This window comes from Alloscardovia venturai (genome assembly GCF_042676605.1).
Classification (GTDB): domain Bacteria; phylum Actinomycetota; class Actinomycetes; order Actinomycetales; family Bifidobacteriaceae; genus Alloscardovia; species Alloscardovia venturai.
The window spans coordinates 69,745-96,239 of record NZ_JBHTHQ010000012.1 but is presented as its reverse complement, the minus strand read 5'-3'; the positions used below and the strand labels follow the sequence as shown (position 1 = coordinate 96,239).

17 protein-coding genes and 1 tRNA gene are annotated in these 26,495 nt (G+C 47.5%); 5 read left to right on the top strand and 13 right to left on the bottom strand.

All coding sequences use genetic code 11. The annotated features are described in order from the left end of the window. Positions 1–6 precede the first annotated feature (6 nt). The 7 genes from trxB to ACFQY8_RS02005 all read right to left on the bottom strand — a co-directional run bounded on the left by trxB (position 7) and on the right by ACFQY8_RS02005 (position 10,878). Positions 7–942, bottom strand: a complete 936-nt coding sequence (trxB, locus tag ACFQY8_RS02035) for a thioredoxin-disulfide reductase (RefSeq protein WP_377938104.1) — start codon at positions 940–942, stop codon at positions 7–9. 66 nt (positions 943–1,008) lie between these two features. Then, the gene (locus tag ACFQY8_RS02030; RefSeq protein ID WP_377938102.1) at positions 1,009–1,989 is read right to left on the bottom strand and encodes a D-alanine--D-alanine ligase family protein; all 981 of its coding nucleotides are present in this window, start codon (positions 1,987–1,989) and stop codon (positions 1,009–1,011) included. 82 nt (positions 1,990–2,071) lie between these two features. Next, the gene (locus ACFQY8_RS02025; RefSeq protein ID WP_377938100.1) at positions 2,072–3,343 is read right to left on the bottom strand and encodes an aminotransferase-like domain-containing protein; all 1,272 of its coding nucleotides are present in this window, start codon (positions 3,341–3,343) and stop codon (positions 2,072–2,074) included. Between the two features lie 21 nt (positions 3,344–3,364). Continuing rightward, positions 3,365–5,551, bottom strand: coding sequence for a hypothetical protein (locus tag ACFQY8_RS02020; RefSeq protein WP_377938099.1), 2,187 nt, complete (start codon positions 5,549–5,551; stop codon positions 3,365–3,367). A 40-nt stretch (positions 5,552–5,591) separates the two neighbouring features. Continuing rightward, on the bottom strand, positions 5,592–7,295 hold the full coding sequence (murJ, locus tag ACFQY8_RS02015) for a murein biosynthesis integral membrane protein MurJ (RefSeq protein ID WP_377938097.1): 1,704 nt from the start codon (positions 7,293–7,295) through the stop codon (positions 5,592–5,594). 5 nt (positions 7,296–7,300) lie between these two features. After that, positions 7,301–9,745 (bottom strand): DUF6049 family protein, encoded by a 2,445-nt coding sequence (locus tag ACFQY8_RS02010; RefSeq protein WP_377938095.1) that lies wholly within the window; start codon positions 9,743–9,745, stop codon positions 7,301–7,303. Positions 9,746–9,756: 11 nt separating this feature from the next. Beyond that, positions 9,757–10,878, bottom strand: coding sequence for an NUDIX hydrolase (locus tag ACFQY8_RS02005; protein WP_377938093.1), 1,122 nt, complete (start codon positions 10,876–10,878; stop codon positions 9,757–9,759). 190 nt (positions 10,879–11,068) lie between these two features. Between ACFQY8_RS02005 and ACFQY8_RS02000 the strand changes: the two genes are divergently transcribed. After that, positions 11,069–12,484 (top strand): CCA tRNA nucleotidyltransferase, encoded by a 1,416-nt coding sequence (locus tag ACFQY8_RS02000; protein WP_377938091.1) that lies wholly within the window; start codon positions 11,069–11,071, stop codon positions 12,482–12,484. A gap of 167 nt (positions 12,485–12,651) precedes the next feature. On the opposite strand, the gene ACFQY8_RS01995 is transcribed toward ACFQY8_RS02000, so the two are convergent. The 6 genes from ACFQY8_RS01995 to ACFQY8_RS01970 all read right to left on the bottom strand — a co-directional run bounded on the left by ACFQY8_RS01995 (position 12,652) and on the right by ACFQY8_RS01970 (position 19,156). Beyond that, positions 12,652–13,272: a LytR C-terminal domain-containing protein gene (locus tag ACFQY8_RS01995; protein ID WP_377938090.1), complete on the bottom strand. Its 621-nt coding sequence runs from the start codon at positions 13,270–13,272 to the stop codon at positions 12,652–12,654. A 24-nt stretch (positions 13,273–13,296) separates the two neighbouring features. Then, positions 13,297–14,274 (bottom strand): 16S rRNA (adenine(1518)-N(6)/adenine(1519)-N(6))-dimethyltransferase RsmA, encoded by a 978-nt coding sequence (gene rsmA, locus ACFQY8_RS01990; RefSeq protein WP_377938088.1) that lies wholly within the window; start codon positions 14,272–14,274, stop codon positions 13,297–13,299. An 11-nt stretch (positions 14,275–14,285) separates the two neighbouring features. Next, positions 14,286–15,779, bottom strand: a complete 1,494-nt coding sequence (locus ACFQY8_RS01985; protein ID WP_377938086.1) for an aggregation-promoting factor C-terminal-like domain-containing protein — start codon at positions 15,777–15,779, stop codon at positions 14,286–14,288. A gap of 221 nt (positions 15,780–16,000) precedes the next feature. Beyond that, positions 16,001–16,073: transfer RNA gene (locus ACFQY8_RS01980), tRNA-Thr, on the bottom strand. A 114-nt stretch (positions 16,074–16,187) separates the two neighbouring features. Next, positions 16,188–17,216, bottom strand: coding sequence for a DsbA family protein (locus tag ACFQY8_RS01975; protein ID WP_377938084.1), 1,029 nt, complete (start codon positions 17,214–17,216; stop codon positions 16,188–16,190). A gap of 50 nt (positions 17,217–17,266) precedes the next feature. Next, positions 17,267–19,156, bottom strand: a complete 1,890-nt coding sequence (locus ACFQY8_RS01970) for a serine/threonine-protein kinase (RefSeq protein WP_377938082.1) — start codon at positions 19,154–19,156, stop codon at positions 17,267–17,269. Positions 19,157–19,398: 242 nt separating this feature from the next. On the opposite strand from ACFQY8_RS01970, the gene ACFQY8_RS01965 reads away from it, so the two are divergent. The 4 genes from ACFQY8_RS01965 to ACFQY8_RS01950 all read left to right on the top strand — a co-directional run bounded on the left by ACFQY8_RS01965 (position 19,399) and on the right by ACFQY8_RS01950 (position 26,495). Further along, the gene (locus ACFQY8_RS01965; RefSeq protein WP_377938080.1) at positions 19,399–22,191 is read left to right on the top strand and encodes a zinc-ribbon domain-containing protein; all 2,793 of its coding nucleotides are present in this window, start codon (positions 19,399–19,401) and stop codon (positions 22,189–22,191) included. 245 nt (positions 22,192–22,436) lie between these two features. Continuing rightward, positions 22,437–23,564 (top strand): ABC transporter ATP-binding protein, encoded by a 1,128-nt coding sequence (locus ACFQY8_RS01960; RefSeq protein ID WP_377938078.1) that lies wholly within the window; start codon positions 22,437–22,439, stop codon positions 23,562–23,564. A gap of 303 nt (positions 23,565–23,867) precedes the next feature. Further along, a complete protein-coding gene (locus ACFQY8_RS01955) occupies positions 23,868–25,439 on the top strand; it encodes an ABC transporter substrate-binding protein (protein ID WP_377938076.1) in 1,572 nt (523 codons plus the stop codon). Between the two features lie 99 nt (positions 25,440–25,538). Next, positions 25,539–26,495 carry an ABC transporter permease gene (locus ACFQY8_RS01950; protein ID WP_377938074.1) on the top strand — a complete coding sequence of 319 codons (957 nt, stop codon included), beginning with the start codon at positions 25,539–25,541 and terminating at the stop codon, positions 26,493–26,495.

Below are 26,495 nucleotides of genomic sequence, written 5' to 3'. Positions count from 1 at the left end.
GTGCGTCTACATCCCGAGTTCAGCGAGGTAAGCTTGTGCGTCGAGAGCAGCTCGGCATCCCATACCCGCTGCCGAGATTGCCTGTCGATACACTTTATCGACGACATCACCTGCGGCAAATACTCCTGGAGTAGACGTTCGAGTGCTCGACCTGTCGACAAGGATATATCCGTCATCGTCAAGAGCTAATGCGTCTTTGAGAAAACCAGTTTGTGGTACATGCCCCACTGCGATGAAAAGACCATTAACATCGAGAGATGATGTGGTATCGTCAAGGACGTTCCGAACGGTAACCGATGTGACACCTGTATCATCACCGTTAATTTCCTCAACGACAGTGTTTGTGACAAGAGTAATTTTGTCATTTTTCTTCACGCGGTCAAGCATAATGTGAGATGCGCGGAAGGCGTCACGACGGTGAATCACTGTGACACTGGAACCGTATCGTGCGAGGAACTGAGCTTCTTCCATAGCGGAGTCACCACCGCCTACCACGATGATAGGTTTATCCTTGAAGAAGAAGCCGTCACACGTCGCACAGTAAGATACTCCGCGACCTGCAAATTCTTCTTCTCCTGGCACATGGAGATGGCGATATGAGGAACCGGTAGTGACAATAACGGTGCGTGCCTGATACGTCTCGCCAGAATCGGTAGTGACACTTTTAATTTCTCCATTTAAATTCACAGATACAACATCGTCATACTCGATATGTGCGCCAAACTTTTCTGCCTGCTTACGCATATTGTCCATAAGATCAGGTCCTAGAATCCCATCAGGGAAACCTGGGAAATTCTCAACTTCTGTAGTGTTGACGAGTTGCCCGCCAGGAGTAAGCGCACCTGCGATGACCAGTGGTTGATACCCCGCACGAGCAAGATACAATGCAGCAGTATATCCAGCAGGACCAGAACCGATGATAAGGGCAGGATAAACAGTCACAGAAAGCTCCTTACAACGAGTTATATGTGTAGTAAAACTATGTATATAACTCGAAGGAATGCAAACTTATTCCGTGTAGGGAACGTTGCGATGCTGTGAGAGGACAGATTGTGCGATGCGCGAATATAATTCCGTTAAATCATAGCCGGCTGCCACAGCCTGGCGAGGAAGGATAGATACATCTGTCATACCGGGGGTGACATTGGCCTCAAGGAATTGTGCTGTGCCGTGTGTGTCCACAATGAAGTCCATACGAGCAATATCGCGCATCCCAAGTACTTGATACGCGGTCAGGGCATTATCTTTGACCGCGACAAGCACATCATCATCTAATCGTGCAGGAATGATGAACTCAGTGGCACCAGGAGTATAGCGTTCTGAGTAATCATATGTGCTACTTGGGGTGTTGATCTCCATTGGAGGCAAAGCAATGACTTCGTCACCTGTGTCGAGGATGGATACAGATACTTCTGTACCCTCTACAAAACGTTCAATAAGAGCGGTTGAACCGTAGGCAAAGCAGTCGACGAGTGCCTGAGGCAGTTGTGAGGAATCGCGTACTACAGTGCATCCTAACGCTGAACCTCCCATAGTTGGTTTGACGATGACCGGCATACCCAGTGAACCTACGACGGTGTTGATAATCGGCTGGACGCCAAGCTCGCGGAACATTGCTTCAGGAAGCGTGACAGAGTGTGGAGTGTGGAGACCACCGATTTTGCGCACGATATTTTTAGCAATAGGCTTGTTCCACGCAAGCATAGATGCTTTTGCACGAGAACCGATGTAAGGAAGTCCTAGCATTTCGAGCACGTCGCGGATAGAACCGTCTTCGCCATATGAACCATGGAGAAGAGGCCATACGAGATCTGGACGATACGTGGAATCATTGAGTGAATTGATTAAAGTGCTATCGACATCGCGGATATCGACATCCCATGTGCCACTTTCTTCAAGGAATCCCGCCACGCGGTGACCAGAATTGAGCGATACGTCACGTTCGTGACTCAAGCCCCCACATAGGATAAGGATTCGTGGATTCATCATAGCCTCAATTCGATAATCGATGTGATAATTTAAGAGTTCTGTCCGTCGTATAGCCTACGTCGGCTGAATTTTTAATGTTTCTTCAATGTTTCTCAATACTTGTCGTGCCGAATAGTTGAGCAGTGGAAAGTTCGTCATCAACGACGGTAGAGAGACGTCGGATGCCTTCGCGAATTTCGTCCTCGGTCGGATAGCAGAAGCTCAGCCGCATGTGATCAGCACCCTGACCGTTATCGTAGAATGCTGTCCCTGATACGTATGCCACGCGAGCAGTGACAGCGCGAGGGAGCATGGCTTTCGCATCGAGTCCGTCTGGAATTTTTACCCACATATAGAAGCCGCCTCGTGGCTTATTCCACTGGCAGTATGGCATATAGGTATGAAGTGCATCATCCATTGCGTCGCACCGTGATTTATACATGCCACGATATTCCTTGATTTGCTGCTTCCAGTCGAAATTGTCGAGGTACGTAGAAATGGTCATTTGACTCATATTTGGAGGGCACAAAATCGCAGATTCGTTGCCCAATACGAGCTTTTGGCGGATACCCGGAGGGGCTATCATCCATGCTACGCGCATACCTGGAGCAATAATTTTTGAAAAACTACTGAGATATACCACGTTGTCTGCATCGTATGAGCGCAGTGCGGGGTATGTTTTATCCTCAAAACTGAGCAAACCGTATGGATTATCTTCCACAACGAGTACATGGTACTTGCGTGCAATCTCCAAAATTTGCGGTCTGCGCTCCACGCTCATCGTCACGCCTGCAGGATTATGAAAATTTGGAACAGTGTAGAGGAATTTTACATGCTTTCCTTGGGCAATGCTTGTCTTAATCGCCTCTTCAAAAGACTGCGGAATGAGCCCATCCGCATCCATGTGTGCATTGACAACTTCGGTTTGAAAGCTTCGAAATACGCCCAAAGCACCCACATAGTTAGGGTCTTCAGCAATGATGACGTCGCCAGGATTACACATAATGCGCGTGATGAGGTCAAGACCCGACTGTGAACCATTAGTGATGACGACATCGTCAGCTTGTGCATCGGTAATGTGCTCGAGACGGATAATGTCGAGAATGCGTTCGCGTAGGTGTGGGTCACCTTGCGCAGAACCGTACTGCCACGCTTTAGTGCCCTGTTCGCGCAGCATTTTTGCTACAAGTTCAGAAAGCTCATCGAAGGGAAGATAGTCGAGATAAGGCATGCCGCCGGCAAGTGAAACGACTTCTGGTCGACTCGCCACAGCAAAGAGAGCACGAATCTCCGAAGCACGCATTCCTTCTGCTCTGGATGCATACGAACCAAACCATGGGTCGTTTTTAATGACCTGCGATTTATTCTCAGTCATGAGTCTCCCTTGCGCTGAATTTTAGTAGAATGCGTAGCTCTTTAAACGAATAACTGAAGGCAGTGTCGTTGCATCCTTACCGTCTAACCATACAACGAAGTGTGTGGCTGTCGTCGGCTTTTTCAGGATAATGGACGTCACCTGACCGTTATCAGCGAAGGTAAATGTGCCCACCTGCTGACCAGAAGCGGGATCATCAGATGTAGGGTCTGTATAGATGTAGCCTTGACCGCCACCGGTTTGATTTGCTATATCCAATTTCCATAGTGTGGTTGGATGGTCGAAATTGAAGGAATATCCCCATCCACGAATGCCAGCAGGGCGGTTAAGGAAGGTATATCCACTTGGCTTAATCTCGGTAGTATTTTCTGTACCGCGCGGAGTAGGTACATCAGAAACACTCTTTGAGTGTGGAAGGGAAATTGGCTTAATATCACTATCGTTTACTGTAGCAGTCTGTGTGCTTTGAGTTGATGTATGTGACTTCTTTTTCGTAGTTGTTTTCTTCTGGGAATCAGTCTGAGTGGAATCAGTTTGAGATTTTCCTTGGGAATTTTTCTCAGAAGCTTTCTTGTCTGAATCTGAAGTAGCAGAAGACGTTGAATTCGTCCCCTTGTTACTTTCCTGACCAGGGAATCGCACAGTTTCATGAGAGAGCTCGGACCATGGGTCGGAATTATTTGTGCTTCTAGAACCACCAAGACCCAAGCTTGACACTGCTGCGACAAGCAAAATAATGAGTGCGAGGCCGACTATAAGAATGCGTGCGAATCGTGTGTGAGCCCAATCGTTAAAGCGCTGTCTAAACGAAGAAGTGGAAGAGGTTTTTGCGGAGGAATCTGCTAGAGATTCGAGATGAGAATTTTCATCTGCAGGAGCTTGATTGATATGGTCAGGGCTGTCCTGTGAGGAAACGTCGGTGGAGGAAACTCCTGTGGAAGAGACGACTGTAGCAGATGAAGTACGTGTTTGTGGAGAGTTTCGTTGTGGAGCAAAGCTTGGGGGCAGCGATGTTTCACGTGAAACATTATGGTCTGTATATTCATCAGGTTCATCGTGATGTGAGTCGGAAGCTGAGACAGCGCGGATGGCGTGCGTACTTAGACCGGTTGTACGAGTCTGACCATCAGAGAAATCGTTGAAATCATAAGGATCGTACTCGCGTTCAAGACCTGTCTCATCAAGCTCGCCTAACGCATTAAAGAGGTCGGTGTTAGAAGTCGATGAGGAAATATCGACTGCGTGCGCTCGACCAAAGATGAGTTCAGAAGCACTCCACTCTGGAAGCTGCTTCGACTTTCCGTGAGGCTTATCTTTTAATGTTTGCGGAATTTGAGCGATGTCACTATCCGCAGCTTTTTTAATGACAGCTTGAGTAATAGAGGGGGCAGATGTTTCACGTGAAACGTTAATGTGCGTTTCTGGGTGAGTGATGAGTTCAGTTAATGGCTTCCATGAATCAAGGAGAATGAGTAGCTCCATAATCGTGACGAGAGGAACTGGCATACGCCCTCGGGAGTCAGGAAGGCCTAAGCCGCGTCGGCAGATAAGAAGAAAGTCGCTGCTTGCTCCATTTTCTCTCAATAAAGTAAGAGCGCGAGAAGATAGAGAGGTGTGATACTGTACACCGGTAATGAGCTGGAAAGCTAAAGCAGAAATCTGGTATACCATGATGCTTTCTACATCATGGTTTGTACTACGCAAGCGTGGAGATGTAGGAGGCTGAAGAGCAGCCGATACAGGGAAATCAGCAAGGACGATGCCCCTGCGTGTCAATCGAACTGTTAAATCAGTGATGCAGTAGTGAGCCAAAGACTGGCGAATGAGGTCCTGGACGATAGTAGAGACTTCACCAATAATAGACCTAATTGCCTCCATACTTAGCGGGTAAGTAGAAGAGTGTGATGCATGGTCGGTGAGATAGTCACGAATTGTAGAACCAGAATCGAGGTCGGTGACTATGACGCAGACCTCTCCCTCGCGATGGAGATGAAGTACCTGAGTGAAGTGAGGGTTATGAGATAGAGCAAGAGCGGAAGCAGCTGCGTTGACTCGAGAAATAATACTGGAGTTCGCAACGATAGAAATTTGGCAATCTCTCTGCAAAGAATTGTCATGAGCTATCCACACGGAAAATCCTGGCTCATCACGTAACAGTTCAACCAAACGGAAACGACCTAAAAGAACGTCACCTATCGCAAAATTCATAGCATCTCTCTATATGCAATTCCACACCAAACACTGTAACCTATTCTAGCGTGAAGGGTGGCTGAACGGAATGTTTTCCTCCCCGATGTGTGAAGGTAATGTTAGGGCTTATACGTCTGAGAAGAGATAGTATCAACGTTATAAATGCTTTTTCGCGCAATCCAATCAAAACGCCAGCATATACAGCGCCAGAAATAAGAGTAGTGACGTCGCAGATGAGAAGAGCTACAAACCACGCAGCCTTTCCATGTGCGGACTGTGGACTGAAATGGAAGAGAGTGCTGAGCCCAAACTGTACCACACATGCCACAAGTGCTGTGCATACAGATGCAATAAGAATCTTAATGTGAGAAACGGCAAGCTTACCGATACGCAGATTTCCACGGAATAAGCGGTAAGTCATGATAAGCACTGCTGGCATAGCGAGATAGTAGCTGACAGACACTGCTATACCGAGCCACATTGCTTGATGATGAGGATTGATGGCAAGAGCGGTAAAGAGCTGAATAATTATCAGGATGCCACTTTGGATACATGCGATGATAAACGGTGATTTTCCATCTTCAAAAGCGTAGAACGCGCGCTGGGCGAGGAGCATGGCCGAACTTGCAGGAAGTGAAAAAGTCAGCGCCATCATAATAGGAGCGATAAGCCCAAGCTCTGTACCGCTGACTGAAGGAAGGAATACTGCTGAAAGTTGCAGAGGAATAGCAATCATCACCGCAGTGAAGAAGAACATGATTAAGCTGTTGGAACGGAGTGAACTCTCAAGAGTGTCAGCTGCGTCGCGTATACGTCTTTCTGCTACAAACGTTGAGATTTGAGGAAACGTAGCTGTAGTGAGTGATACAGCAAAAAGTGAGTATGGCAGGATATAAATCGTCATTGCATTTTGGTACGAACCATTACCTGCGATACCGTAAGGATCTCCGCCAGCTAATGGTGCGCCAGAGGCGATACGTGAGGTAATAATCATAGTGATTTGAGACAAAATCGTAATGCCGATAGTCCACACTGCCACGTTTCCCATAGAGCGCAGACCGATACCGCGGAATCCCCATGAGAAGGAGAAGATATAACCACTTTGGATGAGTGGGATGAAAAGAAGAAGTGCCTGTACTGCTACGCCTAAAGTCCACGCTCCTGCGGTGAGAGCGATTTTGTCAGTGGTCCAGAAGTCCAATGGCTTGTGCGAAGCGTTACCAAACATAGCGATAAAAATGATAAAACCAGCGCAACTCACCACGTTTGCGGCGACCGAGCTCCAAGCATACATTGCAAAGCGGTTTTTTGCAGCGAGAATTTGGCCTAAGACCGTATAAATTCCATAGAAAAAGATTTGAGGTGTACACCACAAGGTAAACGCATCAGCCAATGCGTGCTGAGCGGGGGTCCATGATGAACTCAGGAAGATAGAGGTGATGATGTGCGTGCCTGCCATGATGATGATGGTGACGCCGAAAAGAATCGCCATACTGAGCGTGACGAGCTTATCGAGATTTTTCTTTGAATTCTCAGACTTCAGTGTGCGTACGATTTGGGGAACCAAAATCGCGTTAAAAATTCCACCAGAAATGAGAGTATAGATAATTTGTGGTACAGATGACCCTGTCTGATAAGCATTAGCTGCAATGCCAGTAGTCCCGACTGCCGCAGCAAGCAAGATAGTTCGAATCATGCCTGTGAGGCGGGATGCAAGCGTGCCTGAAGCCATGATGACGGAATTATGGCTAACTGAACTCATACAGATTAATCCTCACGATTACGATGGGTATCCTTCTTGGACTTATAGCGAGCTATCTGACGGTGAGCACCGACGATAGCAAGAAGAATGGCTAAGACGAAAATGATATATCCCGCGTTATCCAAAATTGTAATTTTACTCGTGATACGCACTTTTTCTACGCTTGAAGTCTCAGGGAAGCGAGAGTTCGCTTTCGTTGTGAGATAAAGCTTGAAATCTGTGCTCCACCCGGAAATTGCATGGACTGAAAGTGTAATTTGCTGATCTGTATGCGCGTCTATCACGTTTGCCTCATGCCCAGCGACGGTAACTTCTGAATGGACACTACTCGTTGATTGTGGAGAAACCCCCACCTTGACAGGTACAGGTAAATCATTGGAGATCATCACAGGGATGGTTGCGCTTTCACTAACGACATGTAATGAAGACGGCGCAGAGAGTTTTACTGCGCTGTACAAGCTATCTACGAGCAATTTTTGGGCGATGAGAGGCGCTACAGACGAGCTGGACGTGATGTACCTGTGGATAGAATGTGCACTGAGAGATTGAAGAGCGTAGAAGTTAGTAAGAGATAAGAGTTGCTTTGCCCACTGGGAAGAGTCAAAAGCAGCGAGTTGTTTTGATTTGTCAGCTTGACCTTTAGCTAAATCCTGAGCAGAGGACGATCGACCAGTTCCCTCTGATGAATGCGATGATGTGCGATTGGCATCAGAATTTACATTTATTTCTGTGACATCATTGATGAAAGAGTTAATTTGATTTCTTTGCGACTGTGCAGATACAAAAATTTTAGATAGAGCAGATATACTTTTTTTCTCATCGTCAGTAAAGTGAGAAGCTTTTTGAGCGAAGGTGTGCATATCTTCATCGTCGAGGGCAGAAGAAGCATTGAGGAGATCGCTCATGCCGACGATGTGTGCCCACGAGGCTGTATTGAGAGTAGAGATGAAGTTTGCTATACGTGCTACAGCGCTGCGTGTGAGGGAAGTAGAGCTATTACCAGCGGTTATCAGGACTGTGCGATCCTCATAAGGTGCCTGCGTCTCGTAAAAAGCTGTTTGAGCAATGAAACGATTGAGAAGTCCAGCCTCGCTTGTTTCAGCAGTATATGAGTCGGTAGCAGTGCCTTGAAGGAGAGTGCTCAATTCTTTCTGCGCAGTCAGTACGGTCATGTTAGAGCCATTAATTGCGATATGACTTACAGAATTATGCACAGCGCTATCGCTTGTGGAGTAGTAGTGGTCCGTTGCTATGACAGTAGAATATCCCTGTTTTTGTGCAGCTTTAAGCGCTTCTTCACTCCATCCTGTAGCGCCCTGCCACGCGATACGAGGTGTGGCAGAAAAAGAAGACGATGCAGAGGATGCGGAGATATCTGTGCTCCATGAAGCAGCCTCGTCTGAAAGTTTTGCAGAGCCAAGAGTAGAAATGTCCTCACCAAACGGCTGAGAAATTGCGGAAACATTGAGCCCGTTCCCTGATGAGGTTGCTGCTACTGATGGGGTGAGAGCGCTGTCCATGATGAAAGAAACGTTACTGTTTGCTGTCTGAATATCTCGCAGGCTTGTCAGAGTAGAGGTGGTGCAGCGGGTGAAGGCAGAAAGAGTGCCAAGGAGAGCGCCGGAATTATCAGTGCTCGCAGTGTTCTCGCTAGTATTCGTATACCCGAGATTGTTGCCTGCTAAAATATCGCTGAGGAAAGACTTTGCCTGAGACTGCACATTTTTTGAGTTTGTACATTGCTCAGAATTTGTTGTACCTGCTGGCACAGCGATGACAAATTTTATTTGCGGAAGCTGTGCAGAATCAGTATCTGCATTGGTGCGGGTGACGAATGTATGAAGTTCCTCAGAAATATTTCCGTCGTCAGTGCTCCATCGTGCCCGAAGAGGCTTCGCTCCCCACGTCGTGAATGCTGCTAACTCTGGAGCGTCGGCAGGTATGGAAATGGTCACACGTGTGCTGCTACCTGCTTTAAGAGACGGAACATGCGTGTTAGTGAGAAGAGAAGGCGTAGGAATTGCTGACTGTGCGGTAGCCCAATCTCGCAATTGGTCGCTCGTCCTGAACGTAAAGTCAGGATTTGCAAAGACACTCAGAGTGCCTTCGTTTGTGTCTTTATTGCCTGTATTCGTGACGGTAAAAGTAGCAGAGTAGCCAGAATCATGAGAGATGATGCTTGTCGATTGGGAAAGAACAAGAGGCTGTTTTTTGCGCTTTGTCTGCTGAGACTGTGAATCACTTTCTTTTTCTGCTGCGTAGGCTGAAGGAATAGAACCTGAAAAACTTGAAAAATTGCGGGAACTATGTGGCATAATGCCGGTAGATACACCAGCTATGCCAGATACGCACAAAACAACCGCGATGATAATACTGGTAAGCGCAGATACACTATGCTTTACCCACGTAGCAGCCCTCGTGGTGTGATGTGTAAAGAAAGACGTAAACATCCTAGAGTCTCTTACTTCCTATGCTTCTTAGCGTACAGCCACACAATGCGACGCTCATTTGGATAGCTCAAGACATCAGGCAAATCGTCAAATTTTACCCATGTAGCATCTTCAGCTTCATGGTCAGGGTCGCCCTCAACGGTCAAATATCCACCAGTCATGCGCAATGCATAATGGTGAACGAGCTTATGGATACGCTGAGCATCGCCGGTAAACCAGTAGTCAATAGTGGCGATAGAGTGAATGACTTCACCTAAAATACCGGTTTCCTCGTGAATTTCGCGTACCGCTGTTTGGTCCGGCGTTTCGCCCTTCTCGATATGTCCTTTAGGAAGACACCACTCTAAATGCCCCGAGCGTGAATGGCGTGCAATAATTGCCACGCGATCATAGTCGTCAAAAACCAAACCGCCAGCCGAATATTCGCGGACGACAGGTAGATCGCGATTATCAAGCGATGCGAATGTGCGAGGGCCATCCTCGCTGCGCTTTGCCATAATCGCAGGCGTAGGAGTATGAGACTGATTAGAAGGAGATAAAGCAAAACCGCTAGGCTGAGAGTCCATGTAAAGCTGGAGTTGCTCAGCTAATTCTTCGTTCTCATAAGTATCAGCAGTCGATGTGCTATAGAGCGGAACGATGGAGCTTGAGATACTGCTAAACTGCGAAAAAGTTGTGGATGAACTATCGGAACTGCTAAATTCAACGTCGTACTCTGCGCGGTACTCCTCGTCGAGGAAGTATTTGCTTGAGAAATGAGAGGAGTAAGTTATAGAGACGCGCTGTGCCATGATGGCAGGTGTGATAGCTGGGGATTCCTCAGAAGCAGAGGAAGTCTTCGTAGGAGAATCAGTAGCGGTGGTAGGAGAGCCGTCCACGGAAGTAGAGGCAGTAGAGGCGATAGAAGAAATCGGTTGAGAGGCGTTGACAGTCCTAGCAGTTTGTGCGCCGACGTTCTTATCTTCGTTTTTAGTTTCGTTCTTAGTGCTGTTCGCGTTGTCTGCAGTCTTTGCGGTTGCATCAGAGACCGCACGAGAATCTTTCCTATCGGCCTGAGAGTCCTGATTTTGAGCAGACTTATCCGTTGCATGCGCCCGATGAAGCATGCGATTAAGGTCTGCTGGATTAATCATATGTTCTAGTTTACTTGCCCCCTTGTGCATGAGTGGTAATGGAGAGACAAAGCATGGGTTAAAATTGTTTTTTGACTAATTTTGCAAGGTCTTTTTGCTCTCGTCCTCGTTCTGCACGACAGGTGATGATGTGCAAGGAGACAGTAGAAGCAATGGAAACGTATTGGATGCAGATGAAAAGAGGTCAAGAGTGGATTTCGAAATTTCACCAGTAGCGATGGGGCTGGGCGAACTTTTTGAAGCGCATGGGTTTGAGCTCGCTCTCGTCGGTGGTCCTGTACGTGATTTACTGCTTCAACGGCCGGCGCATGATTTAGATTTCTGCACGTCTGCTCGTCCGGAAGAGTTTGAGCCTCTCTTAAAGAAGTGGGGCGATGGATTCTGGGATATGGGACGCAAATTCGGCACGTTGGGCGTGCTAAAGCGCATGCCGGACGGTAGAGAGTATTCCGTTGAAATTACTACGTACCGTTCTGATGTGTATGAGCCAGATTCCCGCAAGCCTGAGGTAAGTTATGGTGATTCACTAGAGGGCGACTTGAGCAGGCGTGACTTCACTGTAAATGCAATGGCCATCCGTGTGCCAAGCCTCGAATTTGTCGATCCATTTGATGGCAGGCGTGACCTTGAGCGTAAAATCTTACGTACACCGGTATCTCCGGAGCAGTCATTCGACGACGATCCTCTGCGCATGATGCGAGCTGTGCGATTTGTGGCACAGTTGGGGTTCCGCATAGGTCTTGATACGGCAGAAGCGCTCTATGATATGGCGGAGCGGATTGAGATTGTGTCTGCGGAGAGAGTGCGTGATGAATTATGTAAACTTCTCCTCTCTGAACATCCTCGCGAGGGGTTGGAAGCACTGGTTGATTCTGGTTTGTCGGATTATATCTTTCCGGAGTTTCCGGCACTTGAGCTGGAAATTGACGAACACCATCGTCATAAAGACGTGTATGAACATACGTTGCAAGTACTCGACCGAGCTATTGCGTTAGAGACAGATGATGAGGGACCAGTTCCAGGTCCTGATTTGACACTGCGGTTGGCAGCCATTATGCATGATATTGGCAAGCCAAAGACGCGTAAGTTTGAGGACAACGGCAAGGTCACTTTTATGCATCACGACGTCGTTGGTGCGAAGATGACGCGCAAGCGCATGAAAGCTTTGCATTTTGATCATACCATGATTGCGGATGTGAGCGATCTTGTAGAGATGCATTTACGTTTCCACGGGTATGTCGACGAACGGTGGAGTGATGCTGCTGTGCGTCGTTACGTCAAAGATTCTGGTCATCTCTACCATCGCCTCAACCGGCTTACTCGAGCTGATGCTACTACACAGAATAAGGCGAAAGAGCAGATGTTTGCCCGTGCGATGGACGACTTAGAAGAGCGCGTCATAGAGCTGAAGAAGAAGGAAGATTTCGAAGCGATTCGTCCAGACGTCAACGGCGATCAAATCATGGAAATATTAGGTCTTCAGCCGGGGCCTTATGTTGGGAAAGCGTACAAGCACATGCTTGATTTCCGACTCGATAATGGCCCGGTGGAGTATGACGTCGCTGTAGAAGAGCTTAAACGTTGGTGGAAGCAACAAGATAAATAGTGTCTGCGGCTGTCATAGTGCTCTATTAAAAACAAAACCTTGTCACACTCGAGAGGGTTTGGTCACATATACCGAACCCTTACTTCGTTTCCTCTAAAGAAACGAATATAAAGCGTAAGGTTGTGCAATATTATTATAGGATAAGTAATCCGCGCTATATAGCATGGTTACGCAGCTTGATGCTGAGGTGCTTGAGGTACACCCTGAAGCTTAGAAACGTCTACACAATTTGTCCTTGATTCAAGCTTGGCGCCAGTCTTTGGAATGAGCTTTGTGTCAATGAGATCATTGAATGATGAACCAATGACGACATCTATGAGATTGTCGTCGCGACTGTCCATGCGCAAAATAGCATCGTTGAAGTAGCTTGCTACAGAATATGCTTGGGCAACGGCATTTTTACCAAAACGGATTTCGGTACGAGCGAGGACTTGAGTACTGTCATAGTCGCCCACACCTTGAATGATGAACCCGCGATTATGTAGCTCTTCGCTTACTGCGGTGGCAAGGCCTGATTTGGACGTGCCGTTCAGCACGCGCAATGTAATTTCGGCAGGGTTTGCCATCGTCGTGCCCTGTGCAAGGCATGCGGTCTGAACGCCGAAATTGTTTTGAACGGTTAAATCAGATTTTGCCTTAGCAGGAGAGAAAACACCAAACGCACCAACGAGAGAAATGAGTACTGCAACGACAAGAAAGCCGACAGTACCAGTGAGAATCATACGCTGACGCGCACGAAGATAGAGCTTTCGCTGCTCTCGCTCGTTGCGAACGCTATTATCTGCCATGTGTCCTCCGTTTATCGTGTCCCTCTAGTCTATCGAAACGTATGCCTTTGCGAGTGCGATGAATTCCTCAATGGTTAAAGTTTCACCTCGGCGGCTCGAATCAATTGCCGCTTTTTCAAAAACTTCATCGGGAAGAGTTTTTCTGAGAACTGCACGTAGAGTTTTACGTCGCTGGCTAAAAGCTCTATCAATGAGTTCAAAAACAGTGTCACGCAGGGAATCTTCTGCCAGTGGTGTTGCATGACGATGAAACTCTACGAGTGCAGAATCTACGTGTGGCGCAGGCCAGAAAACGTTACGTCCAATGGTGCCGGCTGGTTGAGCTACACCATACCATGCAAGTTTTACACTTGGAACGCCATAAACTTTATTTCCTGGCTGTGCACTAAGACGATCTGCCACTTCCTTTTGAACCATTACGACGAAAGAATCAATATTTGTAAATCGCTCAAGCATCGTAAGAATGATAGGGGTGGCGACATTGTAAGGAAGATTTGCCACGAGAGTGAGTGGACAGTCTGTTGTGATTCCAGTATTGTCTGGCGTTGCTTTGAGAGCGTCCATTTCTACTACACGCAGATGGTTTGCAACGCTAGGCATATACTGCTGCACTGTGTGAGGTAATCTCTTGGCTACTGGCGTATCGATTTCAATAGCAGTTACGGATGCACCTGTCTCTAAAAGACCAAGTGTGAGAGAGCCGAGACCGGGACCCACTTCGACTACATGAGAATGTGCTGTGACTCCTGCTGTACGTACAATTTTGCGCACAGTACCTGGATCGATGACGAAATTCTGACCGAACTTTTTCGTTGGCGAAATACCAGCATCTGCAGCAATTGCACGAATGTCTGCTGCTCCTAAAAGACTGCCAGTGTGTACGTGTGTACGCTCTTGCTCTGGGACGTGCTCTCCTGCACTGTGTTGCTTGAGCTCGCTGACGTTATCGTGCTCAGAAGGGGAGACGGAAGTTAGCTCTGGCAATTTTTCGAGTTCAGTCATAGTGCCTTACTTTAGTACCAACCGGTGCTCTTACTGTGTGCTTGCGCGGCGAGAGGTGTGCCGTAGCGTTGCTTGATATAGTTGAGCCCCCAGTTGATTTGGATAGAGGCATCATCGCGCCAGTTTGCGCCGTAGACTGACATTTTGTCTCCCGGGAGAGCCTGAGGAATGCCATAAGCGCCGGAGGACGAATTTTGAGCATTCCATCGCCAGCTCGACTCGCGATTCCAGAGCCACTCGATTGCACTCCAGTTTGAGCCAGTCCAGCCGTATTGCGCTGCAGCTGCCTGCGCATAGGCTTTTGCCTGAGCTACGGTCGGATGCCACAGACCAGTTTGAACCTGAGCCTGCTGCTGGGCTTGTTGAGCGGCGCGTGCCTGGGCTTGAGCTCTCTCTTGAGCTGCTTTCTGCTCAGCCGCGCGCTTTTGTGCTTCTGCTTGTGCTGCGGCTGCAGCGGCCTCAGCTGCAGCTTTTTTCTGTGCTTCTTGGGCAGCTTTTGCCTGCTTGTCGGTTTGAGATTGATTTTGGGAAGATTGTGACTGTGTATCTGTCTGGGACTGTGATTGGTCGTTTTTCTGCGCAGTAGAATTTTGGTCACTAGAAGTTGAATTATTCTTCTCTGCAGAAGCGCCTGAAGCCTGTGGCTCCTCTTTCTTCTTTGTACCTATGCGGATGACCTCATCCTGAGGGTCTCGAGTAACGATCTCTTTGGTAATTTCGCTTGACTCTACGTGACCATCTGCCACAGTGTTTTTTAAGTATTGAGTCGTTATACCAGTCACGCCTTGCTGATCTACTACGCGTGTACCTTCGTCAAGCGTGTCGTCATTGATAGTTCGTGTACTGAAAGGAATCGCTACTTCACGTGTGGACTGTGTATACGTGATACGTGTAATACGTAAGACCGTAGTATTACTATCCTGCTCGACACTGACTCGGTCATCTTTATCTAAAGTAATCCCTTGAGAGTCGAGAATGGCTGCAGCTGGCTGCTTGCCGTCTGGAGCAATGCTTTCCTTCCCGTCTGCTCTGACTGTCACAGGGCCATTTGCATTGATGACGAAGCCGCCGGTCAATTTGTTATAGACATTTTTGATGTCAACCGTAACTTTTACGGCGTTCTTCTCATTTTGCTTGAATAACGCAAGTAGTTGGTCTGCACTTGTGGCATACGTCCAAAATCCTACTTGTTTTCCATCGATGGTGATGGTTGCTTCGTATGCAGTGTGTACGACGACATGAGAATTATTTTTAAGCAGGCTTCCAGAAGACGAGTCGACGAAATCATGAGTTTTTACATTGACTCGCTGCTCACGGAGAAGCCCATCTACGCTCAAGGAGAGTGTGTGAACGTGTCGGGTCTTTCCATCGACGGTCAGGGCGACAGATTTGCGCACACCAACGAAGAATGTGGTCACAGTGAGAGCGAGACTGAGCATGATGCACACTGCAATGCGCCATCGACGAAGTGTGGTAAAGCGTTGCGGAGTCCAACGAAGTGCCATATCTCTCCTCTACTGTTTGCGTTGCGCTAGTTTTGTATGTCTGACTCGACTCATGCCCCGTTTAATCCGCTTTTAACCACGTATGAGAGCACACTTTAGCCATATTTATATGAGGGTAATAGAAAATACGAAGGAAAAAGAAGATTCTGAAATCTATGAACTAATAATTCATATTACACAGGTGTAATTTGAGAATTAAGCACAAAACAAGTATAAAAAAGAGCCTCCAGGGGGACTCGAACCCTCGACCTGCTGATTACAAATCAGCTGCTCTACCAACTGAGCTATAGAGGCGCCGGAACGCTTAAACGAACCTTGCACTACTTTACACAAATCGCTCTACATTACAAAATCGCCACGCCGAAGAAAGTGGCGTAGCGATTTTATGAGATTTCATAAGAGCGAAGATTATCGTGAAGAAGTTGTTGCATCCTCGCTATCCGACTCGCTCTTTGAACCACTTGACTTGCTTGTGGCATCATTGGAGATGTCGCGCGGCGTGCCGCTGCCAATGCTTGGCTTTGCACTACTATTTCCCACATCAGCTTTGGTCAAGCCGATAGACTCAAGCAGAAGACTTACATAATCAGTGTTGTACTTGGCGGTAAGCGTGTTGTAATCCCAATAATTCTTATTGATGAGGATAGTTGGAGTGGTCATAGTACCCTTATATGAACCAGTTACATTCCATAGCTCTTCGCGGTATGGATCCCATGCGCTGATAGCATCTATCCATTTCTCATACTTGCCTTGAGCTGCAGCTTGAGCTACCTTGTCGCTCACTCCAACGCTTTGCGCGATTTTAATTAAATCAGCATTTGAGACACTCTTATATGCGGAGGCCTCACCTGGCTGAGTATCAGTAGAGAAGAGTTTAGCTATCAACGCCATGCCCTTATCAGGCTCATTGTCGAGGACGTACGCCACAAATGCAGCTGACCGTGTGGAATACCTGTCTGTAGAGCTGGCGTTGAGGAATGCCGCCGGGTGAGCCACGAAGTTTATCTGCCCGGCGCTCACCATAGATTCGATGGTCGCGTGAGTTGTACGGTTCATCGTACCGCATGCTGGGCAAATAAAGTCCATATACTCGTCAATGGTCGGAACGTTTGAAATTTGCTTATTCAGTCCCTTTGCTGAGAGTAAGAAGCCGCCGTCTTTCGTAGCGTTCTTTGGCTTATTTTTGACTGCCTCCACCTTGGAATAGAGGCTATCGGCACGTTGAGAAGTAGGTACAGAGCTTTCCCACATATTTCGTCCTACGAAGTAGCCCACGGTGCCAATGACAGCCACGAGTACAACGACGACTGCCACGCCAATCGCCGTCTGAATGGTGCGCTCACGTTTTGCCTGCTCTGCCGCGATACGTTCTGCTTCGGCGCGTGCCGCAAGACGTTCTTTGCGTGACTGTGCGCGCTTTTCACTGTTCTTTGCCATGCACACCACTCTATACTATGGGTCCGCTATAGGGGCCCAACGCGTCAATGCTACGCTGTGAGGATACGAGAAATTCCAGAGACGAGGAATGACTGTACGTCAGCAAGCGGCTCCCATGAAATGGTCTCTCCTGCTAAGGCAAGTGCTATAACAACTGCCACAATGCATACCGCATACAGCGCGCGTAAAGCTACTTTTGTACTTTGTGGAAGCTCCGTTTTCTGTGTCAATCCCACGCATAAAGACTGTGCTCCGGCTCGTCTGAACAGAATAAGCCATATAAATGCAAGCGATGCGGCGTTGATGACAATGAGGAGTGGTACCCAACCTCCGTATGAAATATCGTGATACATGACACGAACTAGCGCGATGCCGAGTACATTGACTATACCCATGATAATAGCTGCACTCAGCGTATAGATTACTGCGGTAAGTGCTGCTTTAATCGCGTGCCACGGCAATGCGAGATTCGTACTGACGCTCGAGTGGGGGTGTCTTTGAAATGAAAGAATACGAGAGCCGCGAATTGATGCGACAAATGTGACACAAGCTATATAGATTAATGCCCAGAATGGGAATTTTGTTCCGATGAGGATGCCGCCTACTGCAAGTGTGATGTTATAGGCATGTGTGGGGCGGAGCACAGGGAATTCAGGCGCCGATTCCGTGGGTGGAAGAGGAGTATCTGTTGTGCGTGTTTGCTGTGTTGGCACGGGTGCAGGCATTGGTGAAGGAGCTGGCGTGGGTGTGAGTACAGAAGTAGGAGCAATCGCAGAAGATGATGTAGGCAAAAGCTCTGACATTTCATATGGTCCTTCTGCATAGGTTGCCACAGGTTGAAGTACTTGAGTGGGCATCGCCTGTGTAGGCAGAGTAGGCATAATTTGCGTCGGAGCGATGCTATCTGTCTGTGTCTGCTCCTTTCCTTCTTTTCGCGCCAAAGAGCTTGCTCCAAAAGGGCGCATCACCTGAGTTTCATTGCCGTTGGACTCTACATTATGGGTGCGGGGTATGTTCCACGCGGAAGGAGAGGAATTGATGACTGTGGTTGTGGCAGCCGTATCTGGCTCCTCGTCACCGTTATCCCAAATTTCAGGTGTTTGTGCCTCTTGAGCGATGGCGCTGAGTAATTCTTGTGCAGAGCATCGTTGCATACGGTCGGGGTTTAACGCCATTCGCATAGCGTGCAGTGTGAGTGGAGGCAAGCCTGACAAATCAGCGTTACCCGATGCTTCACGTTCTAAAACGGTCATGAGTGGTTTAGAGCCGAAGATAGGTTTGCCAGTAGCTGCAAAGCCCAAAACGGATGCTACGCTCCACCAGTCTGTCGCTTCATCGGACTCGGCGCCGTCAATGATTTCGGGCGCGATGAACCCTGGAGTTCCCATGACTAAACCGGTACGGGTGACGTGTGATTCATCTTCACCCATTGCAATGCCAAAGTCCACTAAAATAGGACCTGTTTTCGCAATCATGACATTTGTGGGCTTGATGTCTCGGTGGATAATCCCTGCTGCATGGACTGCATCTACAGCATCAATAAGCATGCGCGCGAGCTGCTCCAAGTCCTCGGCAGTATACCGACCGTTTTCATACACATCGTCGCGGAGATTCTTGCCATCGATAAGCTCGGTCACAATGAAAGCCAAAGCATCGTCAAGTTCCATATCCACGATGTGGTTGACTCCGGGATGGTCGATGCGTTGCAAAGCGAGAGCTTCCCGGCGAAATCGCTCACGTGCAGTGAGTTGTTCAGAAGTGTCGCCGTCTTCACCCTCTTTGAGGGAATCAAGTAAAATCTTCATGGCATAGACGTTTCCGCCATCGTCGTGTACCCGCCAAATCGTGCCCATGCCACCTTGGTCGAGACGACTTATCAGCGTATAGCCGCCCACGACGTTTCCTGGGGCAAGGTCTAGGACAGAGAAGTTTTCACTCATAGTGTTATCTTATGCAAGCGCTGCTACTAGGGGAAATCCTAGTGGATTCTTACTCGGGTGATGTGTGGAGATGAGAATACTTGTTTCTTCCTACAAAAATCATTCTCGTGAGCCTTATTTATTTGTCTTTGATATCAGGAGGGTAAAGTCAATCTTTCTATATAATAGAAAGGCTAAAAGCAATTTTTGTTTGTTCAAGGATATATAAATTATCGAAATCCTATAAACGAAAGAGAAGAAAGATGTTTTGTAATCATTGCGGCTCTCAGATTCCTGATGGCGCTGCGTTCTGTAGTTCATGTGGTACGCCTGTAAACGCAGCCACAGCACCTGTGAATGCAGTATCCGAGCCGGTGGCAGAGCTTGCGCCACAAACTCCTACTCCTGAGTCTGCACCACAACCTACTCCGGCTCCTCAGGCTTTTACACCTGCCTCAGCTCCGGCGTTCGCTCCTTCATCTGCGAATCAGACTGCTAAGCAAACTACGAATCAGGCACCTGCATATCAGACAGTAAACCAGACTGCGAATCCGACGCAGCCACAAGGGACACCGGTATCGCCTTTGAGTAAATCTGAGGTCTTTGCTCTGCCAAGGCTTAAAACGCTTGGCGTTGCTCTGGGGATTGGTCTGGCATCAGCAGTTGTTATGACGATTATCGAGATTGGTCTGCTTGCTATATTAGGCACGTCAATGCTGAACTCGTTGTCGTCTACATCGGATTTAAGCAGTCTTACGGATACTGTCCAATCCCATGCTAATCCGTTGTCCGGGTTTGGCATCCTCTTCACTACTGGTGTGGGTGGTAGCGCTGTCTTGTCGATAAGCAGTCTTGCTAAAGTCAGTATTGCTTTCCCGCTAGGTCTTTCTGGTATTGCTTTGCTCATCGGCAGCGCATTTGGCGCATTTATGTGTGGTAGGGCTCTTGTGAGGACGAAGAGGTGGACTAATCTGTGGGCATCTCTGCTTACTGGTGTAGCTGCTGGCATCGTGTATGTCCTTATTGGATTGATATCAGCGACCAACGCATCTGCCTCGATTATGGGACAGGAAATTTCTATGAGTCTTTCTGGAGTCTCGTTCAGTAGCTTTGCGATGGCATTTGTTCTCACGACGCTAGGCACATGGGCAGGTCTTGCATTGGCAAACCGATTTGCCGCAGAAAAAACGATTTTCCAGGCTTGCTGGAAGTGGGCTCATCAGGCGCGTGGCTTTGTGCGTACTGTTGTGGAATCAGTGGCAATTTATAGTGCGGTGTTTGCCGTAGCAGCAATCATTGTCTTAGTTATCAGCGCTCTTCAAACAAAGAATGGCGCATTCCTTCTCACATTACCTATCACTCTTCCGATGGTTATAGTGTGCTCTGTGGCTTTCTCTTCCTTCGGCTCTGTCGCTAATTACAATCAATTGTCGAGCATAGGCGGGAATGCAGATAGTCTTAATCTGTTCTCAGCAACGGGGCAGAATGGCTGGGGATGGATCCTCTTTGTTGTGTTCCTTGTTACGAGCTTCTACATCGCGTTGCGTATGATTGTGCGTAACTCTTCTGACACACAGTACGCGGGATGGAAGTATTCATGGCAAACGCCTGTAACTGTAGGAATCATCTGGCTCGTCATTGAACTGGTGTGCTTCCGTTTTGCTGTAGATGCACATGCTCTTAGCGAGCTCAGTAATGAATCTGTTTCTCTGGGCGTTGAATGGTGGTACGCTCTCATCGTTGCTGTGTGGATGTTCCTTCTTGAAGTTTGCGCACGGACCTTGGGGCAGACTCTTCAGCCACTTGTTCGCACCATGTGGCCTGCTGTCGCTGACAGTGTAGTTGTGTTCCCACAAGCTGACGCGCAGTTTATGGCTCAGGGTGTGATGGATCAGAATGCTGCTACTGAATCAGTTTCTGCACCTTATGGCGCTGGTCCAGCTGCTACTGCTACGGGTACCATGCCATCTATGGCAGCAGGTGTCTCTGAAGCAGGAGCTCCAAACACTGACCCAACTACTGTTCAAAATGCCGTTCCAACTGCAGCTCCGAGCACTCCGGCTGCTCCGGTCACACAGATGAGTGCGAAAAAGAAGCGGACAATCATCATTAGCGCAATTGCTGCTGCAGTTGTCATCGCGCTGATTATCGCTTTCAATGTAGTTTCTACGACTGTTTTCGGCTCTCAGGCTGTAGTGAAGTCCTACATCGCGGCATTGGAAAGCGGTAATTATACAAAGGCGACAAGTATGTCGAGCCTTGGTCTTTCCTCTGAACAGGCTGCTCTGCTCACGTCGAAGGTTGGCAAAAGTTCTCATGCACATATTTCTGGGGCAACTTTAGGCAAAGAAATAAGTAACTCTGATGGTTCGAAGAGCTATCTAGTGACATACAACTTCGAAGGCGACAACAAGACCGCTCGCATTACTGTAAAGCCAACGGGCAAACAGTTTGGCGTATTCAATCAGTGGAAGATTTCTAAGGGTATCCTAGACAACGTGACTGTGTCTCTTGACGATGCGTCTGGTCCTGTGTCCATCGGCGGTGTCAAGGTCGATAAAAAGAATTCGACGTCTAACTATGGCGATACGTACACATACACCGTTTATCCTGGTGTTTATGATGTGACCATGCAGGGAACAAAGTATGTCAAGAGCTTTAGTGAGAATGTCACGAGCGGTGATAGCGTTCGAGTCACAACTGAAGCAACTGATACACTTAAAAAGGATATTGAGGCAAAGGTAAAGGCAACTTTGGATGAGTGCGCGAAATCGACAGAATCCGAACCGAAGGGTTGCCCATTCTCCTCGTATATCGATGCTGATGATAGTCATAGGAATTTATCATGGAGCATTACGAGATATCCAAAGATTTCTGATGTAGATATCTCTGATAATTCCTTCTATCTGAGTGGTGGTAGAGCTACATTGTCTTATCAGCGTAAGAGTTTCTTCGACGATAGCTGGGAAGATGATTCAGACGAAAACTACATTTGGGGTTACGGCGAGTTTACCCTGAAGGGTGATACGTTAAAGATCACGCTCGATGAAGATTAAGAGAAATAAGTAGGGTTATACAAATCCGAAACTTTGGATGAAATTCCACAAGAAGGCGGTGAGAGACAAACTCACTGCCTTCTTGTATGCGATTTGTATTGTGAAACACTCATATACATAAGTCAGCTTTAAGTGTATAGTGGACAGTGGCTCGAAGAAGAGTTATCTTCAAGAACCACAATAGAATGACCGAACCCTCTCACAACGGATCGTTTGGCACGTACCTGCCAATGAAAGGATTAAATATGGCAGAAGTGGTATTTGAGAATGTTACCCGTATCTATCCAGGTAACGATAAACCATCAGTAGACAACCTCAATCTTGACATCAAGGATGGCGAGTTCCTCGTCCTCGTTGGTCCATCTGGTTGCGGTAAGTCTACAACTTTGCGTATGCTCGCAGGCCTTGAAGAAGTAAATAAGGGTCGCATCTTGATTGGTGGCAAGGATGTCACGAACATGCAGCCTAAGGACCGCGATATCGCAATGGTATTCCAGAACTATGCTTTGTACCCACACATGACTGTGGCAGACAACATGGGCTTCGCTTTGAAGATTGCTGGTACTCCTAAGGACGAAATTCGTGAGCGCGTTGAGAAGGCAGCAGCTATTCTCGATTTGACCGAATATCTCGATCGTAAGCCAAAGGCACTGTCTGGTGGTCAGCGTCAGCGTGTAGCTATGGGTCGTGCAATCGTTCGCCAGCCAAAGGTCTTCCTCATGGATGAGCCTTTGTCTAATTTGGATGCAAAGCTTCGTGTACAGACTCGTACACAGATTGCAGCATTGCAGCGTCAGCTTGGTGTCACTACTCTGTACGTGACCCACGATCAGACTGAAGCCTTGACCATGGGTGACCGCATTGCAGTTATCAAGCTTGGTGTACTCCAGCAGGTTGGTGCTCCTACTGAGCTTTATGATCGCCCAGAGAATGTTTTCGTAGCAGGCTTCATCGGCTCTCCATCTATGAACCTCTCTACTCACAAGGTAGCTGACGGCAAGGCAGTCATCGGTGATGACAAGATTACATTGCCAGCAGAAGTAGTAGAAAAGCTCACTGCTGAGGATGATAGCAAGATTATCATTGGATTCCGTCCAGAAGATGCTTCTCTCGCATCTGACACTGAGCCAGACGCATTCAAGCTCGAAGTACTGAATGTGGAAGATCTTGGTTCCGATGGCTACATTTACGGAAACATTGTGGATCCAGAAGCAGCAGCAAGCGGTTCTACCGTTATGTCTGACCAGAACAACATGACCACGGTTCGCGTCAACCCACGCGCTCTTCCAAAGGTCGGCTCTACTGTTCGCATTCACATCGACCCAACGAAGATGCACCTCTTTGCACCTTCTACTGAGTTGCGTTTGAACTAGTGCTTTCTCGATAAAGCAGAATCGAATGGCGTCGGAGTTAGACTTCGGCGCCATTTTGTATGCTTCAAGCGTCTATTTCATATCGTGCTTTTCGTGTGAAATATACGGTGTGTGAAGGATACAGAGAACTCAAGAGAAATTTCTTATAGTTCTGAATCACCTTTGACAAAAGTTGTCTGATGTCTTATGATATGAACAGGAGAAAACTCCAGCTCACACACAGGGAGTTATTTCAATGCTACGAGGCATATAAGCGGAAGTTAACGCTCTTGTGAGATCTTTCAGTGTTGAAGGAGAAACGAAATGAAATTCGGGACAACGATAAAAGTTGCAGCTGCGACAGCCGCTGCAGCTCTTATGCTTGCCGGATGCGGCGCAGGCTCAAACGCTGCATCGTCATCTTCTGGTGCAGTAAGTACAGTAACTCCAGGTACTATTACTGCTCAAATGGCGTATTCGGGTCAGAACTATAATCCTCTCTCTACTTCGCAAGCTTTAGCTATGGCTACAAACTGGCATGTTATAGAGGCTTTGTATACACGTCAAATGAACGATTTCAAGATTGTTTCAGGTCTTGCTGAAGGTGATCCGACAAAGGTATCTGACACCGAGTACACAGTTACCTTACGTAAAGATGCAAAGTTCTCCGACGGCAGTGCTGTCACTGCACAGGATGTAAAGGCATCTTTCGATAAGATGTCAGCGGACGGAACCCTCTTCGCACCTATGTTATCCTTTATTTCTAGTGTAGATGTCAAAGATGACTCTACGGTGACATTCAAGCTTAAGAATGCCTTTAAGTTGCTCAAGGAAAGATTGGCACTTGTAGGGATTGTCCCTGCATCTATGTCTGATGAACAATTACAGAAGATGCCTATCGGTTCTGGTCCTTATAAGTACACAGAAATTACGGATCAGAAGATTACTGCTGAGACAAACCCATACTATAACGGTGAGTTTAAAGCTATCTCCAAGAAGATTGTTTGGAATGTCAGCGTAGATGACACTGCTCGTGTGACAGCTATGCAGTCTGGACAAAACGACATCATGGAAAATGTACCGTCGAAGGCGTTTGAGACATTAAAATCTTCGGGTTCAGAACTTATCACAGCGCAAAGTTTTAACCAAGCATTTATTATGTTCAATACGCATAAGGCTCCTTTTGATAAGAAAGAAGTGCGCCAAGCAGTTCTTTATGGTATCGATGTAGATACGCTTATCAAGAATCAACTTGCGGGTCAAGCTGAAGCGGCTACGGGGTTCTTACCAAAAAGTTTCAAGTATTACCACAAGGCAAAGAACGTCTATACCTATGATGTAGCAAAGGCGAAGAAGCTTATTAAAGATGCGGGTGTCACTTCTGGAACAAAGTTCACTTTATACACTACGGATGCTACGTGGATTACAGAGCTTGCACCACAAATTAAGAATAACTTGGAGGCTCTCGGCTTTAAGGTAGACATTCAGTCTATGAAGTCTGCAGCATTGTATCCAAACATTACTGATAAGCCAAACGCTGACTATTCCATGGCAATTGCACCGGGGGATCCGTCTGTGTTTGGAAACGATCCAGACATTTTGCTTGGCTGGTGGCTTGGCGACAATGCGTGGACTCAGACCCGTACATTCTGGAAAGATTCACCAAAGTTTGCTGAACTTCACCAGTACATGGACAAAGCAGTGGTAGCTGATACTGAAGAAGAGAGAGTGCAGGCATGGAATGATGCTATGGATTTGGTCTCTGAAGAAGTTCCTATCTATCCACTCTTCCACCGCTCGCTGACTACTGCAGTACGTAAAGGCGTATTTAAGAACTATAAGGCTGGAGGTACCACTGGTTTGTACTTCTTAAATCAAGAGCTAAGCAAGAAGTAGTTAGACGGTAAGTTACTGAAATTGTGCGTTTTTGCTGAAATCGAAGGTGATATTGGGCGAAAACGCACAGCGTAACTTTCATAAATGAGGTGAAATCTTATGTCTAATCTTTTGAGATTACTAGGCAAGAGGCTCGCATCACTACCGCTTGTGGCGTTTGGTGTCGTATTCCTTGTATTCTTCCTTATGTCATTTTCTCAATATGATCCTGCCACGGCAGCATTAGGAGAGAATGCTACTCAGGCAGAACTTGCGGCATACCGCTCAGCAAACGGTCTTGATAAGCCTTGGTATATTCAGTTCTTTACCTACATATGGAACATGCTTCATGGCAATCTTGGCACGTACGGACTCAATCATGAGTCTGTTGCAGGTCGTATCGCGCGAGCATTTCCTATTACTGTGCAGCTAACATTTATCGCCCTTGCTGTTGTAATCGTTGTGGCGACAGTTTTTGGTGTCTTAGCAGCACTCTTCAAGGATACATGGGTAGATCAAGTTATCCGCATCTTATCTGTAATCGCTATCGCGACTCCATCATTTTGGCTCGGAGTCCTTTTGATCTTCGTATTCCAAATCAAACTTGGCGTACTTCCTGGTGCGGGTCCATTAGTGCCGTTTAATGAAAATCCGAGTGCGTATCTGGCACGTATGGCGATGCCTGCATTTTCTTTAGGGTTGCCGGTAGCGGGTCAGCTCATTCGAGTCATCAGAACTTCCATGGTAGAAGAACTTGATAAGGATTATGTCAGGACAGCAATCGGTGCAGGCGTTCCTAAAGCGGTAGTCGTGTCGCGTAATGTCCTCCGTAACGCCTTAATTACTCCTATCACGGTTCTTGGTATGAAAATCGGCTACCTCATGGGTGGGGCTATCGTCATTGAGGTCATCTTCTCCTTGCCAGGCATGGGTACCACACTCTTTGAAGGTATTAACGGTAATGAGCCGACTTTAGTTCAGGGCGTAGTACTTGTAGTAGCGCTTGCTTTCGTCGTTATCAACATGGTGGTTGATTTGCTTTACGTGCTCATCAATCCTCGGATTAGGACGGTGTAA